General features: G+C 66.6%; 12 protein-coding genes and 1 tRNA gene. 6 read left to right on the forward strand and 7 right to left on the reverse strand.

What is annotated here, in order from left to right:
- The 4 genes from IPP28_02460 to IPP28_02475 form a co-directional block, all read left to right on the forward strand.
- Window positions 1-1,357, forward strand: a 1,357-nt coding sequence (locus IPP28_02460; protein ID MBL0039915.1) for a hypothetical protein, incomplete at its 5' end; no start/stop codon positions are given.
- Window positions 1,358-1,441: 84 nt separating this feature from the next.
- Window positions 1,442-2,314 carry a UbiA family prenyltransferase gene (locus IPP28_02465; protein ID MBL0039916.1) on the forward strand — a complete coding sequence of 291 codons (873 nt, stop codon included), beginning with the start codon at window positions 1,442-1,444 and terminating at the stop codon, window positions 2,312-2,314.
- On the forward strand, window positions 2,311-3,864 hold the full coding sequence (locus IPP28_02470) for a hypothetical protein (protein ID MBL0039917.1): 1,554 nt from the start codon (window positions 2,311-2,313) through the stop codon (window positions 3,862-3,864). Before IPP28_02465 ends, IPP28_02470 begins: the two co-directional genes overlap by 4 nt.
- 45 nt (window positions 3,865-3,909) lie before the next feature.
- Window positions 3,910-3,985, forward strand: a tRNA-Ile gene (locus IPP28_02475).
- 105 nt (window positions 3,986-4,090) lie between these two features.
- Here the strand turns inward: IPP28_02475 and IPP28_02480 are convergent.
- Entirely contained in the window at window positions 4,091-5,134 is a 1,044-nt protein-coding gene (locus IPP28_02480; protein ID MBL0039918.1) for an NADP-dependent oxidoreductase, read from the reverse strand.
- A gap of 102 nt (window positions 5,135-5,236) precedes the next feature.
- Window positions 5,237-5,476 (reverse strand): hypothetical protein, encoded by a 240-nt coding sequence (locus tag IPP28_02485; protein ID MBL0039919.1) that lies wholly within the window; start codon window positions 5,474-5,476, stop codon window positions 5,237-5,239.
- Window positions 5,477-5,746: 270 nt separating this feature from the next.
- On the opposite strand from IPP28_02485, the gene katG reads away from it, so the two are divergent.
- On the forward strand, window positions 5,747-7,957 hold the full coding sequence (gene katG / locus IPP28_02490) for a catalase/peroxidase HPI (GenBank protein MBL0039920.1): 2,211 nt from the start codon (window positions 5,747-5,749) through the stop codon (window positions 7,955-7,957).
- Between the two features lie 18 nt (window positions 7,958-7,975).
- Here katG and IPP28_02495 read toward each other — a convergent pair whose 3' ends face one another.
- Window positions 7,976-9,394, reverse strand: a complete 1,419-nt coding sequence (locus IPP28_02495) for a phospholipase D family protein (protein MBL0039921.1) — start codon at window positions 9,392-9,394, stop codon at window positions 7,976-7,978.
- A gap of 17 nt (window positions 9,395-9,411) precedes the next feature.
- Window positions 9,412-10,932, reverse strand: a complete 1,521-nt coding sequence (locus IPP28_02500) for an aminotransferase class V-fold PLP-dependent enzyme (protein MBL0039922.1) — start codon at window positions 10,930-10,932, stop codon at window positions 9,412-9,414.
- A 70-nt stretch (window positions 10,933-11,002) separates the two neighbouring features.
- Between IPP28_02500 and IPP28_02505 the strand changes: the two genes are divergently transcribed.
- Window positions 11,003-11,758, forward strand: a complete 756-nt coding sequence (locus IPP28_02505; protein ID MBL0039923.1) for a hypothetical protein — start codon at window positions 11,003-11,005, stop codon at window positions 11,756-11,758.
- A gap of 6 nt (window positions 11,759-11,764) precedes the next feature.
- Here IPP28_02505 and IPP28_02510 read toward each other — a convergent pair whose 3' ends face one another.
- From IPP28_02510 to IPP28_02520, 3 genes are all read right to left on the reverse strand, one after another.
- Window positions 11,765-14,500, reverse strand: coding sequence for an insulinase family protein (locus IPP28_02510; GenBank protein MBL0039924.1), 2,736 nt, complete (start codon window positions 14,498-14,500; stop codon window positions 11,765-11,767).
- Between the two features lie 87 nt (window positions 14,501-14,587).
- Window positions 14,588-15,118, reverse strand: coding sequence for a hypothetical protein (locus tag IPP28_02515; GenBank protein MBL0039925.1), 531 nt, complete (start codon window positions 15,116-15,118; stop codon window positions 14,588-14,590).
- Window positions 15,115-15,996: an XdhC family protein gene (locus IPP28_02520; protein MBL0039926.1), complete on the reverse strand. Its 882-nt coding sequence runs from the start codon at window positions 15,994-15,996 to the stop codon at window positions 15,115-15,117. Before IPP28_02520 ends, IPP28_02515 begins: the two co-directional genes overlap by 4 nt.
- Between the last annotated feature and the right edge of the window lie 10 nt (window positions 15,997-16,006).

The following is a 16,006-nucleotide window of genomic DNA, read 5'->3' on the forward strand; positions in this document are numbered from 1 at the left end:
CGGTCTGATCGAACCGAACGAGTGCAACCAGCTCGGCGTCACGTTGCGCAACAACGGCAACGTGCCGGCGACGGCCGTGAGCGGGGTGTTGTCCACGGCGACCGCCAATGCCGGCATCACCCAGGCCAATGCCGCGTTCGCCGACATCCCGCCTGGCGAGAGCCGCACCACATTGACGCCATTCGAGATCAGCACGACCGGTGCGCTGCAGTGCTTCAGCACCATCGACGCGACCCTGACGGTGAACTACACCGGCGGCACCCTGGTCGCGCCATTGCCCCTGCCGGTCGGGCTGACCGCGGCACAGAACTACACGTTCACCGCTTCCAGCGGCGCGAGCTTGCCGAACGATGGTGTGCTCGTGGCCGGCAGCGACGCCAGCGATGCATCGTCCGAACCCATCGTCGCGGTCACCACGCCGTTCGCGTTCTCGGTCTACGGCACGAACTATCCGGCCGGTACCGTGTTGCGTGCCAGCACCAATGGCAACCTGCAATTCCGCGCCACCCAGGGCGCGCAGGATTTCAACAATGCGGCGCTGCCGGCGGCCGGCACGGGCAACGGCCAGGCGGTCTTCCCGGCGTCGGCGCCGACCCTGTTCCTGCAATGGGATGACTGGCGCATGGACGTGGCGGGTGGTGGCGCCGCCACCGGCGCCGGCATCTACACCAAGGTCGAGGGCTCGGCACCCAATCGCGACTGGATCATCGAATGGCGCGGCCGCATTCGCGGCGACGGCGCGATCGCGACCAACAATCGCGCTGCCATCGTGCTGCACGAAGGCTCGAGCAGTTTCGACTACATCTACCTGTTGACCGGGGCGGGGCCATCGAGCAACGGTGCCGGTTCGAGCATCGGCGTGCAGGCCGCCGCTACCGGCACGATCGTCACGCAATACGCCTTGAACAACGCCAACCTCGCCCCGGGCACGCGGCTGACGGCGGCCTTGGCACCCGCGGTGTGCGCGGTCGGCAACGGCGCCTGCAATGCGCCGCCGGGCGTCACGCTGAGCGAATCCGGCGGCAGCACCCAGGTCGTCGAAGGCGGCGCGACCGACAGTTACAGCGTCGTGCTCAATGCGCCGCCGTCGGGCAACGTGAGCATCGCGTTGAGCCCGGATGCGCAGGTCACGGTGTCGCCGAATCCGCTCGGTTTCACGACCGGCAACTGGAGCCAGGCGCAGACCGTCACCGTGACTGCCGTCGATGATCTCGTCGACGAAGGCGCGCACGTCGGCAATATCGCGCACGCGGCGAGCGGCGGCGGTTACGGCGCCGTGGTCGTACCCGGCGTCGTCGCGAACATCACCGACAACGATGCACCGGTGGATGCCATCTTCGAGAACGGCTTCGAGTAATTCGCATGGGCCGTGCCCCGGCCACGGCCGCGCGCGATCGCGGCCGTGGTGCTTCTGTCGCGGCGACGCCGGCATAATCGGCGCATGAGCCTGTCCGTTGCCGCACTGTTGCGCCTGTTGCGCCCGCACCAGTGGGCCAAGAACCTGCTGGTCTTCGTCGCCGTGTTCACTGCGCATCGTTATGCCGATGCGACCGCCTGGATCGCCGCGGCGTGGATGTTCGCGGCATTCTGTCTGGCGGCGTCGGCGATCTACGTCGTCAACGACGCCGTCGATGTCGTCGCCGACCGCGCGCATCCTGACAAGTCGAAACGGCCCTTCGCCAGCGGTGCTCTGGCGCCGTCGTCGGCATGGTGGATCGCGCCCATGTTGCTCGTCGCGGCGGCGCTGGCGGGGACGATGCTGCCGGTAGCGGCGGCGTCGACCTTGGCGGTCTACGTGGCGCTGTCGCTGGCCTACACCTTCGCGATCAAGCGCGTGCTCTGGCTGGATGTCCTCGTGCTCGCGGCGCTGTACGTGCTGCGCGTGGCCGCGGGTGCGTTCGCGATCGCGGTGACCTTGAGCCCCTGGTTGCTCGGCTTCGCGCTGTTCCTGTTTGTCAGCCTCGCCGCCCTGAAGCGTTATGGCGAACTGGCGATGCATACCGGCGACGGGCTCGACGGTCGCGCCTATCGGGCCGCCGATGCGCCGGTCGTGCTCGCGCTTGGCGCGGCATCGGCGCTGACGGCGGTGCTGGTGTTCGCGTTGTACGTGCAGAGCGAGGACGTGCGTCGCCTGTATGCCCGCCCGGAATGGCTGTGGCTGGTCGCGCCGGTGTTGCTGTACTGGCTGGCGCGGCTGTGGACGCTGGCCGGTCGCGGGCTGGTGCGCGCCGACCCGATCCTGTTCGCCTTGCGTGATCCGGCCAGCTACCTGAGCGGACTGGCCCTGCTCGCGCTGTTCCGGAGTGCGCTGTGACTTCGGCACGATGGGTGGGGTGGAGCGCCGTCGCAGTCGCAGTCGCCATCGCCTGGCCGGCCTTGAACGGCCAGTTCCTCAGCGACGATCTCGCGGTCATGCATTGGCTGGTCGGCTGGGACGCGAACGGCGCGTTCTGGCCGTCGATCTTCGCCAAGTTCGCGGCCGGGTTCGATGTGCCGAGCCATTATTACCGACCGCTGGCGCTGATCACCTACGGACTGGATCAACGCCTGTTCGGCTGGGCGCCCTTGCCCTGGCACCTCACCAGTTTCGCGATTCACATCGGCAACGCCCTGCTGGTCGCCGCGGTGATGCGCGCGCTCGGCGGCGACGCCTTGCGTGCAAGTGCGGCGGCGGGGCTGTTCCTGTGCTTTCCGCTTGCACCCGAGGTGAGCATCTGGCTGTCGGGGCGCTACGACCTGCTCGCGGTCACCGGCATGTTGATCGCGGTGTATGCGCATCTGCGTGCGCAGGGCTTCGATCGCTGGCGCGCGCTCAGCCTGTTCGGATTCGCGCTCGGGCTGGCGGCCAAAGAAGCGGCGATGCCGACCCCGGGCCTGCTCGTGCTCGCGAGCCTGATGCGTGCGCCAGCCGGCGAGCCCGTGATCGCGCGCGGCCTGCGCATGCTGCGCGACTGTCTGCCGGCGGTGCTGCTGTTCTTCGCCTATCTCGGTCTTCGCTACGCCTTGTTCGGCAGTGCCCTGCAGGTCTATCCGGACGCCGACCCCACTGCCGCGTTGGGCATGACCGACCTGGTCGGGCGACTGTCGGCCCTGGGGTCGATTCCGCAATTCGTCTACGCCGATGCGGCGCTGAAAGGGCTGGTCGCGCTGGTCGTGGTCGGCCTCGCGATCGTGGGCGCCGCATTCGTCGCAGGTCGCGAACGAGTGCTGTTCCCGGCGTGGGGATTGCCGGTCGCGTGGACGCTGTTGTCGCTGGCGTCGCTGCTGCCGCATCTCGGCGGTGTCTACGCGCACGGCGAAGGCAGCCGCTTCTACTACGCGACCGCCGCGTGGCTGGTCCTCGCGATGGCGCCGGCGATCGGGTTGTTGCGCGCGCGTGCGCAGCCGGTCGTCGCGTGCGCCCTGGTCGCCGCATTCGCCTACGCGCAGACGCACACGCTGGCGCAATGGGCGCGTGCGGGCGCGGCGATGCCGGCACTGATGACGCAACTCGCCGAGGCCGCCGACACCCTCGACGAAGACGCCTTCGCACTCGCCATCGTGCCCGACCACATCGGCCCCGTGCCGTTCGTGCGCAATGCCCAGGGCGGCGTGGCGATGCCGCCGCAACAGGCGACGAACCTGCTGCCGAAACTGGTCCCGGTGTTGCCCGAACATGTGTCGACCTGGCCGCAACGCATCGCCAGCGGCGATGTCGCCCTGATCAAGCAACGCGCCGTCGCGCCAAGACTCGATGCCCTGTTCTGTTTCGATGCGCGCAGCAACACCCTGATCCGTGCAACGCAGCGACCGGACTGGCAGGACGCCGCTGCCTTCACCGCCGCCGCAACGCGCTTCGCCGCCAGCGCCTGCGACCTGCATTGACGCTGGCACCCGCACGTTCGCGTCGCTATCGTCGCCACCCCATCCGGGCCTGTAGCTCAACGGTTAGAGCAGGGGACTCATAATCCCTTGGTTCACGGTTCGAATCCGTGCGGGCCCACCAGTTCCGGGGTCAAAAAAATGTGTGGCGAAAAGCATAAGGTGATCGAAGCGATCAGATGATGCTTTGCGATCCAAGTTGGCCCGGCCGCGCTGTTCTCCAACAAGCTCAGCGGTCGATGCCACCGTCGGGTGGGCGTGTGGGCGCGCCTGTGATCGCCACGACGACCTTGCCCTTGGCGCGCCCGGTTTCGAGATAGGCCATCGCTTGCTTGGTTTCGGCGAAGGGAAAGATGCGGTCAACGATCACTTCGAGTTGGCCGGCATCGATCAGTGATGCCAGATGGGCGAGGTCGCTGCCACTGGGGTGCATGAACAGGAAACGGTAGCTCGCGCCATGGCGCGAGGCGCGCATGCGGATGCCGAGACTGGCGAGCCAGAACAGGGCGGCGAGGGCGGGGCCGCGGCCGAGATCCTTGCGGGCGGTCTGTGGTTCCGGCAGGCCGGCGACGGAGACGACGCGGGCGCCCGGCTTCAGTACCCGGAACAGGCGCGACAGCGTGTCGCCGCCGATCAGGTCGAAGGCGCAGTCGTAGCCGGTCAAGTGGTCTTCGAAACGTTCGCGCGAATAGTCGATGACCACGTCGGCGCCCAGTCGCCGGACCAGCGCTTCGCCACGCGGCGAAGCGGTCGTGGCGACGTGCGCGCCCATGTGTTTGGCGAGCTGGATCGCGAACGTGCCGACGCCGCCGGCACCGCCCGGGATGAAGATGCGCTGCCCCGCCTGCAACTGCAATTCGTCACGCAGCGCCTGCAGCGCAGTGAGGGCAGCGAGCGGCACCGCGGCCGCCGTCGGGAAGTCCAGCGACGCGGGCATCACGGCGGCATGGTCCTCATGGACCACGGCGAATTCGGCGCACGCGCCCATGTGGTCCTTGTCGACGCGTGCATACACGCGATCGCCTGCGGTGAAGCGGGTGACGCCGGCACCCACGGCCTCGACCACCCCCGCAAGCTCGTTGCCCATCACGATCGGCAGTGGGTAGTCGCGGATGATCTTGAGCGCACCCATGCGCGTCTTGAAGTCGACCGGATTGAGCCCGGCGGCCTCGACGCGAACGAGCAATTCGCCAGCCCGCGGCGACGGTTTCGGCACTTCGCCCACGGCGGTGTGTTCGGGTCCGCCGTAGCGGGAGAGGACAAATGCACGCATGCCCCGAGCATACGCCGACGGTCGGCGACCGACACGGCCTTGGAGCGCGCACGGCGATCGCCGCCAGGCGGTCCCGCCCGACTGCAGGAATCGACGCCCGACCTATCCGCCGCAGCCGCCGCAGCAGACCGACGGCAACTGCTTGATCTGCTGGTGATCGAGCCTGAGGCCGGCCTGGTTCAGCAGCGCAGGGAGTTCGGCGGCGCCGAAGATGCCGGACACCCGGAGGGTGTTGGAGGCGGCGTCGAGATCGAGGGTTGCTGCGGGGTCGATGTGGCGCAGGATCGGTTCGATCTTGGCGAGATCGGGTGTTGCGCCGGCGAGACTGATGCGGAATTCCATGGTCGACTCCTGATGCTGGTCGCAGCAAATCACTGCAGAGAAGTGGAATGATCCGGTCGACGGGGTCGGCCGGGCATTGATCTCGATCAGGGTCGCCGCAACTTGTCGTGGTGACGCAGGTCGAAGCGATACACGCCGATCGACGGCGATGGTCGCCAATCCATTGGATAGCCAAAAGCTATCGAAATTATCAGTTCAAACGATTTTATCTATTGCTGGCCGGGTGCCATAGTGCTTGGGCTTGCCGTATCCACTTCACAGGAGAGTTCCATGACGACCGAATCGAAATGCCCGTTCGCGGCCACTGCCCCGATGCATGCCAAGGCCGGCGGACCGTCCAATGGCGACTGGTGGCCGAACCAGTTGAATCTCAAGATCCTGCATCAGCATTCCGCCGAGTCCGACCCGCTGGGCAAGGACTTCGATTACGCCGCGGCGTTCAAGTCGATCGACTACGCGGGCCTGAAGAAGGACCTCGCCGCGCTGATGACCGATTCGCAGGAATGGTGGCCGGCCGACTGGGGCCATTACGGCGGCCTGATGGTCCGCATGGCCTGGCATGCCGCCGGCACCTATCGCGTGGCCGATGGTCGTGGCGGTGCCGGCACCGGCAACCAGCGCTTTGCCCCGCTGAACAGCTGGCCGGACAACGGCAACCTCGACAAGGCCCGCCGCCTGCTGTGGCCGATCAAGCAGAAGTACGGCAATGCGCTGTCCTGGGCCGACCTGTTCATCCTCGCCGGCAACGTCGCGATGGAGACGATGGGCTTCAAGACCTTCGGCTTCGGCGGCGGTCGCGCCGACATCTGGGCGCCGGAAGAAGACATCTACTGGGGCGCGGAAACCGAGTGGCTGGCGACCAGCGACAAACCCAACAGCCGCTACTCCGGTGATCGCAAGCTGGACAACCCGCTCGCCGCCGTGCAGATGGGCCTGATCTACGTGAATCCGCAAGGACCGGATGGCAACCCGGACCCCTTGGCCTCGGGCCGCGACGTGCGCGAAACCTTCGCGCGCATGGCCATGAACGATTACGAGACCGTGGCCCTGGTGGCGGGCGGCCACACCTTCGGCAAGGCGCATGGCGCCGGCGACGCGGCTCAGGTTGGCGTCGAGCCGGAAGCGGCGGACATCGAAACGCAGGGCTTGGGCTGGATCAATTCCTTCGGCACCGGCAAGGGCGCGCATACCATCACCAGCGGCATCGAAGGCGCCTGGAAGCCGAACCCGACCACCTGGGACATGGGCTATTTCAAGGTCCTGTTCAAATACGACTGGGAACTGGTGAAGAGCCCGGCCGGCGCGCACCAGTGGCGCGCGAAGAACGTCGATCCCGAAGACATGATCCCGGATGCGCACGACCCGTCGAAGAAGTTTGCGCCGATGATGACCACGGCCGACCTGTCGCTGAAGATGGATCCGGCCTACGAGAAGATCTCGCGCCACTTCCTGGCCAATCCGGATGAGTTTGCCGACGCTTACGCACGCGCCTGGTTCAAGCTCACGCACCGCGACATGGGCCCGAAGTCGCGCTACGTCGGACCGGAAGTGCCGGCCGAAGACCTGATCTGGCAGGACCCGGTGCCGGCGGTCGACCACCCGCTGGTCGATGCGCAGGACATCGCGCAGCTGAAGGCAAACGTGCTCGCCTCCGGCCTGAGCATCCCGCAGCTGGTTTCAACCGCCTGGGCCTCGGCCGCGTCGTTCCGCGGCAGTGACAAGCGCGGTGGTGCCAATGGTGCGCGCATCCGTCTGGCGCCGCAAAAGGATTGGGCGGCCAACCAGCCGGCACAGCTGGCCAAGGTATTGGCGACGCTGGAAGGCATCGGGTCGGCGTTCAATGCGGCGCAGTCCGGTGGCAAGAAGGTCTCGCTGGCCGACTTGATCGTGCTCGCCGGTGGCGCTGCGATCGAGCAGGCCGCGAAGCAGGCCGGGCAGGACGTGACGGTGCCGTTCGCCGCCGGTCGCACCGATGCCAGCCAGGAGCAGACCGATGTCGATTCCTTCGCGGTGCTGGAACCCAAGGCCGATGGCTTCCGCAATTATGTCGCTGCCGGACTTGAAAGCGTGCAGGCCGAGTTGCTGCTCGACCGGGCGCAACTGCTGAACCTGAGCGCGCCCGAGATGACCGTGCTGATCGGTGGCCTGCGCGCCCTCGATGCCAATGTCGGCCAGGCCCGCCATGGCGTGTTCAGCGCCCGTCCCGGCACCCTGAGCAACGACTTCTTCGTCCACCTGCTCGACATGGGTACGGTCTGGAAGCGATCCGCCGGCAACGCCCACGTGCTCGAAGGCCGCGATCGTTCCAGCGGCGCGCTGAAGTGGACCGGTACCGTCGTCGATCTGGTGTTCGGTTCGAATTCGCAGCTGCGCGCCATCGCCGAGGTCTATGCCCAAAGCGACGCGCAGGCGAAGTTCACGCGCGATTTCGTGGCGGCCTGGACCAAGGTGATGAACCTCGATCGCTTCGACCTCAAGTAAGACCTTTGCGGTTGCCCGTCAGAGCAGATGCTCGACGGGCAGCCAGGAGAGCAGACGTACCCATGCCCGGCGCCACCACGAGGCGCCGGGTTCGACGCGATGTTCATGCTCGCCGTCGTCGTCGCGATCCTGCCAGCGCAGGTTGCCCGCCCCCTCCAGCCGCACCCGATAGCTGTTCGCCGGCCCTTCGTCGCCGAAGCCGTCGCTGCAGGCACGCGCCAGCGCCGCGCTCTCGATCATCAGGCCCATCTCGGTATTGAGTTGCGCCGAACGCGGGTCGAAATTGAACGAGCCGATGAACACGCGCTCGTGGTCGATCGCAAAGGTCTTCGTGTGCAGGCTGGCCGACGACTGCACGCGTTGTCGGCGCTGCCGCGTGCGCGGCAGTGCAATCAGGCGCCGCAACTCGAACAGGCGCACCCCGGCACGCAGCAACGGTGCACGGCGTTTGGCATAACCGGCGTGGACCGCGGCGACATCGGTGGCTTCCAGCGAATTGGTCAGCACCGATACCGCGACGCCCTGCCGCACCAGCGCCGCAAAGAATTCGACGCCGACCGCGGTCGGCACGAAGTACGGCGACACCACGTGCAGCGAGTGTTTCGGTGAGCCGAGGATCTCGCGCAACTTCGGCCAGATCAGGCCGCGCCGATGCGCTCGCCCCAGCACCTTGGCCGGGTCGTCGCTGATCAGGCGCGTCTGCGCCCATTCGAAATCGATGCAGCCGCACAGCAGGTCGGTCACGCAGCGCGGGCGCAGCGACGCCTCCGAATCCGGCATTGCGCGATGCGGGCCGGCGAGCCGCACCAGTGCTCCCGGGTCGGCCAGGCGGGTGCCGAGCACACGTGCCAGCGGACGCGCGGGCGCACTGCTCCAGTAGCGCTCGAAGTCGGCGCCGACCTCGTCCACCACCGGACCGATTGCGAACACGTCGAGGTCGATGAACTGCACGCCGTCGCCGGTACCGAAATACTCGTCGCCGATGTTGCGTCCGCCGACAATGGTCGCGACGCCGTCGACGGTGAAAGACTTGTTGTGCATGCGCCGGTTCAGGCGCGCGAAGTCCGCGAGCAGACCGAGCCAACGCCACCGCCGCAACCGGAACGGATTGAATACCCGCACCTCGATGCAGCGATGCGTGTTGAGTGCCGCCAGCAGGTCGTCGAGGCCATCGGTGTTGTTGTCGTCGAGCAGCAGACGCACCCTCACGCCGCGATCGGCCGCGCGCAGCAAGGCTTGCAGCAGCAGGGTGCCGGCATTGTCGTGGTGCCAGATGTAGTACTGCGCGTCGATGCGCTGCTCGGCCGCATCGGCGAGCTGGATGCGCGCCGCGAACGCGTCGCCACCTTCATCGAGCGCGATCAGCCCCGACACGCCGGGATGCGCCGCGGTCAGCGGCTGGATCACGTCTGCGAGTCGGGAGGAGGGGGTCAGCATCGCAACGGGACGAGGGGTCAGTCCGCTGCCGGTTCCTGCAGTTGCGCGAACCATCCGGCGACGCGCTTCGCTTTCGCATCGTCCTCGCGCACATGGCAGAACTCGTTGCTGCGCGAGCAGTAGCGATAATCGCGGCCCCAATCGCGATGCTGTGCGGCGACTTCGCCGACGGCGCGCACGATCAGGTGCGCCTCGTCGTCGGTCATGGTCGGATGGATCGACACGCGCACCCAGCCCGGCTTGTCGCTGAGGTTGCCGGCGTCGATCTGGCAGGTGATCGAATGCGAAAACTCGTGGCTCACGCTGAGCAGGTAGTGACCGTAGGTGCCGGCACAGGAACAGCCGCCGCGGCACTGGATGCCGAAGCGATCATTCAACAGCCGTACCGCCAGGTTGTAATGCAGATCGTCGATGTAGAACGACAGCACGCCGAGCCGATGCGGCTGGTTGTCGGCCAGCAGGTGCAGGCCCGGGATCGCGCGCAGGCCCGGCCACAGGATGGCCAGCAGTTCCGCTTCGCGCGCCAGCATCCGCGCCGGGCTCATCGACTCCTTCAGCTCCACGCAGAGCGCCGCACGGATCGCCTGCAGGAAGCCGGGTGTGCCGCCGTCCTCGCGCGCCTCGATGTCGTCGACGTACTTGTGTTCGCCCCAGGGGTTGGTCCAGTCGACGGTGCCGCCGCCCGGGTTGTCGGGGATGCGGTTGCGATAAAGCTTTTGGTCGAACACCAGCACGCCCGGCGTGCCGGGCCCGCCGAGGAACTTGTGCGGCGAGAAGAAGATCGCGTCGAGCTGTGCCTCGGGTCGCCCGGGCGGGCGCATGTCGATGTCGATGTAGGGCGCGCTGCAGGCGAAATCGACGAAACACAGGCCGCCGGCGCGATGCATGCGTTCGGCGATGTCGTGGTAGGGCGTGAACAGGCCGGTGACGTTCGAGCACGAGGTCACACTGGCGATCTTGAGCGGACGCTCGCGGTATTCGTCGAGCAGGCGGTCGAGCGCGCCGAGATCGACCAGGCCATTCGCATCGGCGTCAATCACGCGCACGTCGCACAGCGCCTCCAGCCACGAGGTCTGGTTCGAGTGGTGCTCCATGTGGCTGACGAACACCACCGGGCGTTCGTGCGCCGGTGCGAGTGCGAGGTCGCGGAAGCGCTCGTGCACGCGCAAACCGAGGATGCGCTGGAACTTGTTGACGACCGCGGTCATGCCGGTGCCGTAGCAGATCAGCGCATGGTTCGGCCCGGCATTCACGTGCTGCTTGATGCGCTTCAGGGCGTGGTGATACGCCAGGGTCATGGTCGCCCCGGTCTCGCTGGTCTCGGTATGCGTATTGCCCACGAAGGGCAGGATGCGGTCGCGCATCACGTCTTCGAGCGGGCCATACATGCGTCCGCTGGCGGTCCAGTCGGCGTAGACGATGCGCTGCGTGCCGCAGGGTGACTCGAAGGTCTGGTCGATGCCGATGATGTGGCGGCGGAACGGGGCGAACCATTCCTGCAGGCTGGACGAAGGCACGATGGATTCGGCGGCGGACATGCGGGCAAACTCCGGGTCTGCCGCGATTGTCCCAGATCGCGGCCCACCAAGTTCGAACCCCGGGTGACCCATGCGCAGCACGATTTTGTTGGTCTTGTTCCTGATGGCGATGTTCGGCCTGTACCGGATCGGCACCGATCCCTACCGCACCACGCTGCCGATGGACGTCGACGATCTTTCCCCGATCGCACCGCAGCTCGCGAAACTGCCGCCTGAGGACCGCGAACTGGTGACCGATTACCTCAAGCGCAGCAATGGCGACGTGTTGCCGGCACAGTTCGCCGATCCCGACAATCCGCTGACGGCGCGCACCTTCGCCGAAGCCATCGCGCTGGAGAAGACCCATCGCGAGAAGATGAAAGTCGAGCAGGCGCGGATGGCCGCTTTCCGAGCCGAACGCGATGCGCAATTCAAGCCGTTGCGCGACATCGTCACCGCACGCATCGTCAATCGGCAGGAACTCACCGAAGCCGAGATCTACGGTCAGCCGAGTGCTGGCGCGATCAAGCAGCCGCTGCGCGACAACGAGCAGCGCAGCACCGTCATCACCTATCGCTTCTGGAACCGTGGCAACCGCACCATCAACCTGCTGCGTGGACTCGTGGAGGTCGATGGCAGCGGGTTGATGCCGGCCGCCTCGTGCTGGATCGACGACGCCAACCCGATCGGGTCGCTCGACCACCGCGACGTGCGTTGCCGCACGCCGAAGGACGCGAACGCCGCCGACCGTGCCCTGATGCAACGCCCGATCGCCGAGATCCCGCTCGGCTGGTATCCGCGCGAGATCCGGTTCGACGATGGGCAGGTGTTGAAGGGACCCGGCTGAGGCAGGTCACGGTGCCGAGATGACCACCACCTCGCCGAAACCGAGTTCGCGCACGCCCGCCTCGATCTGCTTCAGGTCGCCGACGACGATCCAGATCAGCTGCTGCGGTTTCACGGTAGCGGTCGCTGCGGCATTCAGCGCGTTCCCGTCGAGCTGGCGCAGTTGCGCGGCGTAGTCGGTGTAGTAGCGCGCGTCGCGACCCATGTTGACGACATCGAGGCCGGCCATCAGCAGGCTGTCCAGCGTCTCGAAACGACCTGGCAGGCGCGAAACCTGGCTGCGCAGGATGCTGTCGAGTTCCTCGCCCGCGAGCGGGCGCGCACCGGCGAGACCATCGATCTCGCGTTTCACTTCGATCATCGATTCCTTGGTCTTGTCGGTCTGCACCGGTGCGAACACGTTGAACAGGCGCGGGCCGCGTGCGGCCTGGAGGCCGCCCATCGTGCCGTAGGACCAGTGTTTGTCGAGACGCAGGTTGCGATTCAGGCGCGAGGTCGCCATGCCGCCGAAGTTGCGCATCACCGTTTCCAGCGCGAGATCGTCCGGGCGTGCACCGTTCGTGGTGACGTGGCCGGCGAAGATCAGCGACTGCGGCGCACCGGGCTTGTCGATCAGATAGACCTTGCCGGTCCCGCTCGACGTCGCCGCGCCGATCGATTTCGTCGCGGGCATCGATCCGGTCCAATCACCGAAGGCACGCTGCACCTGCGCCTTGAGTTCGTCCATCGTCACGTCGCCGGCCACGACCAGGGTGGCGTTGCCGGGCACGAACCAGCGCGTGTGCCATTGCGCCAGCGCATCGCGCGACAGGCCCTGCACGACCGTAGTATCACCGACGCCGCCGGCGGCTTGGCCGTAGGGATGATCCGCGCCGAACAACAACGGTGCCGAGGCGCGTTGGGCCATGCCGATCGGGTTCGCGCGTTGTTGCGCGATGGTCGCGAGTTGCTGCTTGCGCTGCACCTCGATCATGTCGGCCGGGAACGATGGCGTGCGCGCGATTTCGGCGAACAGGTCGATCGAGGCGGCGAGGTTCGGCTTCAGCGCATTCAGTTGCAGCAGCGACTGGTCGAGCCCGTGGTTGACACTGATGACGGCACCGAGCGCATCGCGCGCATCGGCGAGCGCGAAGGCATCGCGCTTGGTCGTGCCTTTCAGCAGCAGGTCCATCGCGAAGCGGCCGGTGCCGCGTGCGTCAGGCGAGTCGGCGGCGACGCCGGCATCGACCGCCAGCACCATGTTCACCAGCGGCGCGGCGTGGCGTTCCATCAACATCAGGTTCAAACCATTGGCCAGCGTCGCGCGCTGCACATCGGGGAACCGCACGTCCGGTGGTGTGCCGAGCGCGGGCAGGTGGGTGCGGTCGAGATCGTTCTTCGCGGCTTTCAGGTTCGCGAACGGCGCCACGGTCAGCGTGTAGTGATGGCGGCCAAGCCACTGCGTCGCGACGCGTTGCACTTCGCCGGCGTCGATCGCGTTCAGGTCTTTCAGCCGATCGAGATAAGCGTCGGCACAGTCAAACTGGGTCAGGTGTTCGGCGAGAATGTCGGCGCGACCACCGAAGCCGCCCAGGCGTTCGATGCCACGCGCGAAGTCGGCGAGGTAACGCGTGCGGGCGCGCTCGAGTTCGGCGCTGCCGAGCGGCTTGGCCAGGGTCTCGGCGATCACGGCGTCGATCTCGCGTTCGACCGTGGCCGGATCGACGCCAGGCTTGACGTCGGCCTGCACGATCAGCAGCCCCGACAATTCCTGGCCCCAGGCAAAGGCCGCGACCGAGGTCGCGAGCTGCTGGCTGAACACGAGGCGCTTGTCGAGCGGCGAGCTGTCGCTGCCCGCGAGCAGGCCGGCATAGAGTTCAAGCGCATGCAGCTCGCGCGTGCCGGCCTGCGGGATGTGCCAGGCGCGCAGGATGCGTGTCTGCGGCACGCGATCTTCCATGTGCTCGCGGATGTCGGCGTCGAGCGTCGGCACCCAGGCTTTCAGTTTGGCGATCGGCTGGCCGGGGGCGATGCCGCCGAAATACTTGCCAACCAGTCGCTTCGCCTCATCGACGCTGATGTCGCCGGCCAGTGCGAGCACGGCATTGTTCGGTCCGTACCACGAGGCGTACCAGTCCTTGATGTCGTCCAGCGTCGCGGCATTCAGATCGGCCATGCTGCCGATGGTCGACCAGCTGTACGGATGCGAATACGGATACATGGTTTCGACCATGCGGTCGAAGTTGCGCCCGTAGGGCTGGTTCTCGCCCTGGCGCTTCTCGTTCTGCACGACGCCGCGTTCGCGCTCCAGCATCTCGGCGGAGAGGTTGCCGGCGAGGAAGCCCATGCGGTCGGCTTCGAGATAGAGAGTGCGTTCCAGCGCCGAAGTCGGCACGTCCTCGAAGAAGTTGGTGCGGTCGGTATTCGTGGTGCCGTTGCGGTTGTTGGCGCCGAGGTCGTCCATGGCTTCGCGGAAACCGTGCGGATAGTGCTCGGAGCCGTTGAAGAAAAAGTGCTCGAACAGGTGGGCGAAGCCGGTGCGACCGCGTTGCTCGTTGCGCGAGCCGACGTGGTACCAGAAGTTGACCGCAACCAGCGGCACGCTGTGGTCCTCGTGCACGACCACGCGCAAGCCGTTGTCGAGCGTGAACGTCTCGTGCTGGATCGCCAGCGCCGCCACATCGATCGGCTTCGGCCCCGCGTCCTTCGCACCCGCCGCAAGCGCACTCGCGCCCAACACCACCGCCCACATCACTCGCCGCATCGCCGCTCTCCAGAAGACCGAGCACGAGCCTATCGCCCCGAATGCACCCTTCTCGTGGCATTGGTCACGAGTGGGGAACGCTTGGGCCTATCGACCGAATTCGGCGGCGATCTCGGGCGACATCAAGCGCTTCGCGATCCAGCCGAACAGGATGCAGAAGCCCAGACCGATCACGGCACTGAAGATCGTCATGGCCACGAGGAAGAGGCCCACGTCGGGCGCGCCCGGCGCGACCGCAATCTGCTGGCGCATGTGGCCCATGACGCTGAATTGAGCCAACAAGCCGAGCAGCTGAGAAGCAATGCTGCCGACCATCAGGACGATCATCGTGATACGTGCCCAGTTCTTCCGCAGCAGCAACCCGATGGACGCCGCCAACATGACCAGCGAGCCGACCAGAAACAGTCCGACGAAGATCTTGAAGTTCCCCAGCATCAGCCTGAACACCCATGGCGTGTCGGCCGGAATGGTGTTCATGGCGCGATCGAAGTCGGGGCCGTTGAACAGCACATGGACCATGATGTTCTGAAGGATCGACACCATCGCGGTCATTATCGACAAGGCGACGAAGATCCAGCCCAGCGTCGTGACAAATCCCGATTTCTGTTGCGAGTTCATGCGCTATTTCTCCGGCTTTCGCGTTCGAACGCGATCAGTTGAGCGAGGATGCTCACCGCGATTTCTTCGGGGGTTTCGGCGCCGAGGTCGAGGCCGACGGGGGCGATGAGGTGGTCGCGAAGGTGGGTGCAGGTCGCGGGCAAATTCGCGAGCACTTCGGCGACACGTTTGCGGCTGCCCATCATGCCGATGAATTCGGGTGGGCGTGCGGCGAGATGTTCGAGGCTGGCGAGGTCGGCGTGCCAGTCGCGATTGAGCAGCACGGCATGAATGCGTCGCGGCGTGTCGAGACAGTGCGGGATCGCGTCGAGGTGGTCGTGGCAGGTGGCACCGACGAAATCGGCGTGGTCGTAGCCTTCGGCGCGGGCGTCGACGACGTGGATGTCGTAGTCGAGCAAGGCCGCTGCGCGAGTGAGTGCGAGGCCGCAATGGCCGGCGCCGATGATCAGAAGGCGCGGTGTCGGTTGCAGCGTGTGGGTGCTGTCGTGGCCGAGATCATCGGCATCGAGCGTGACCGGCTTTCCCGATGAAAGCGTTTCGGCGAGCAATTGAGCGCGTGCCGCATCGCGGTTGCCTTGCCAGCAACGCAAGGCCACCTGCATCGTGCCGCCGCAGATGCCTTGTGCACCCTCGCGTCCGGTCAGGTCGATCGCGACCGCGCCGATGCGTTCGCCGCGTGCGAGCAAGGCGCGGGCTTCATCGATGACCAGTGCTTCCAGCCGCCCGCCACCGACGCTGCCGCTCGTCCGTGTGGCTGCGACCAGCATCTGCGCACCGCGATGCCGTGGCACCGCGCCGCGCGTATCGAGCACGGTCGCGAGCACGACGGATTCGCGCGACAGCCACTCGGTCAGCGTCGCGTACAGGCGCTGGCTCATTGCTACGCAC

Source organism: Lysobacterales bacterium (assembly GCA_016721845.1).
In the GTDB taxonomy this organism is placed as follows: Bacteria; Pseudomonadota; Gammaproteobacteria; order Xanthomonadales; family Ahniellaceae; genus JADKHK01.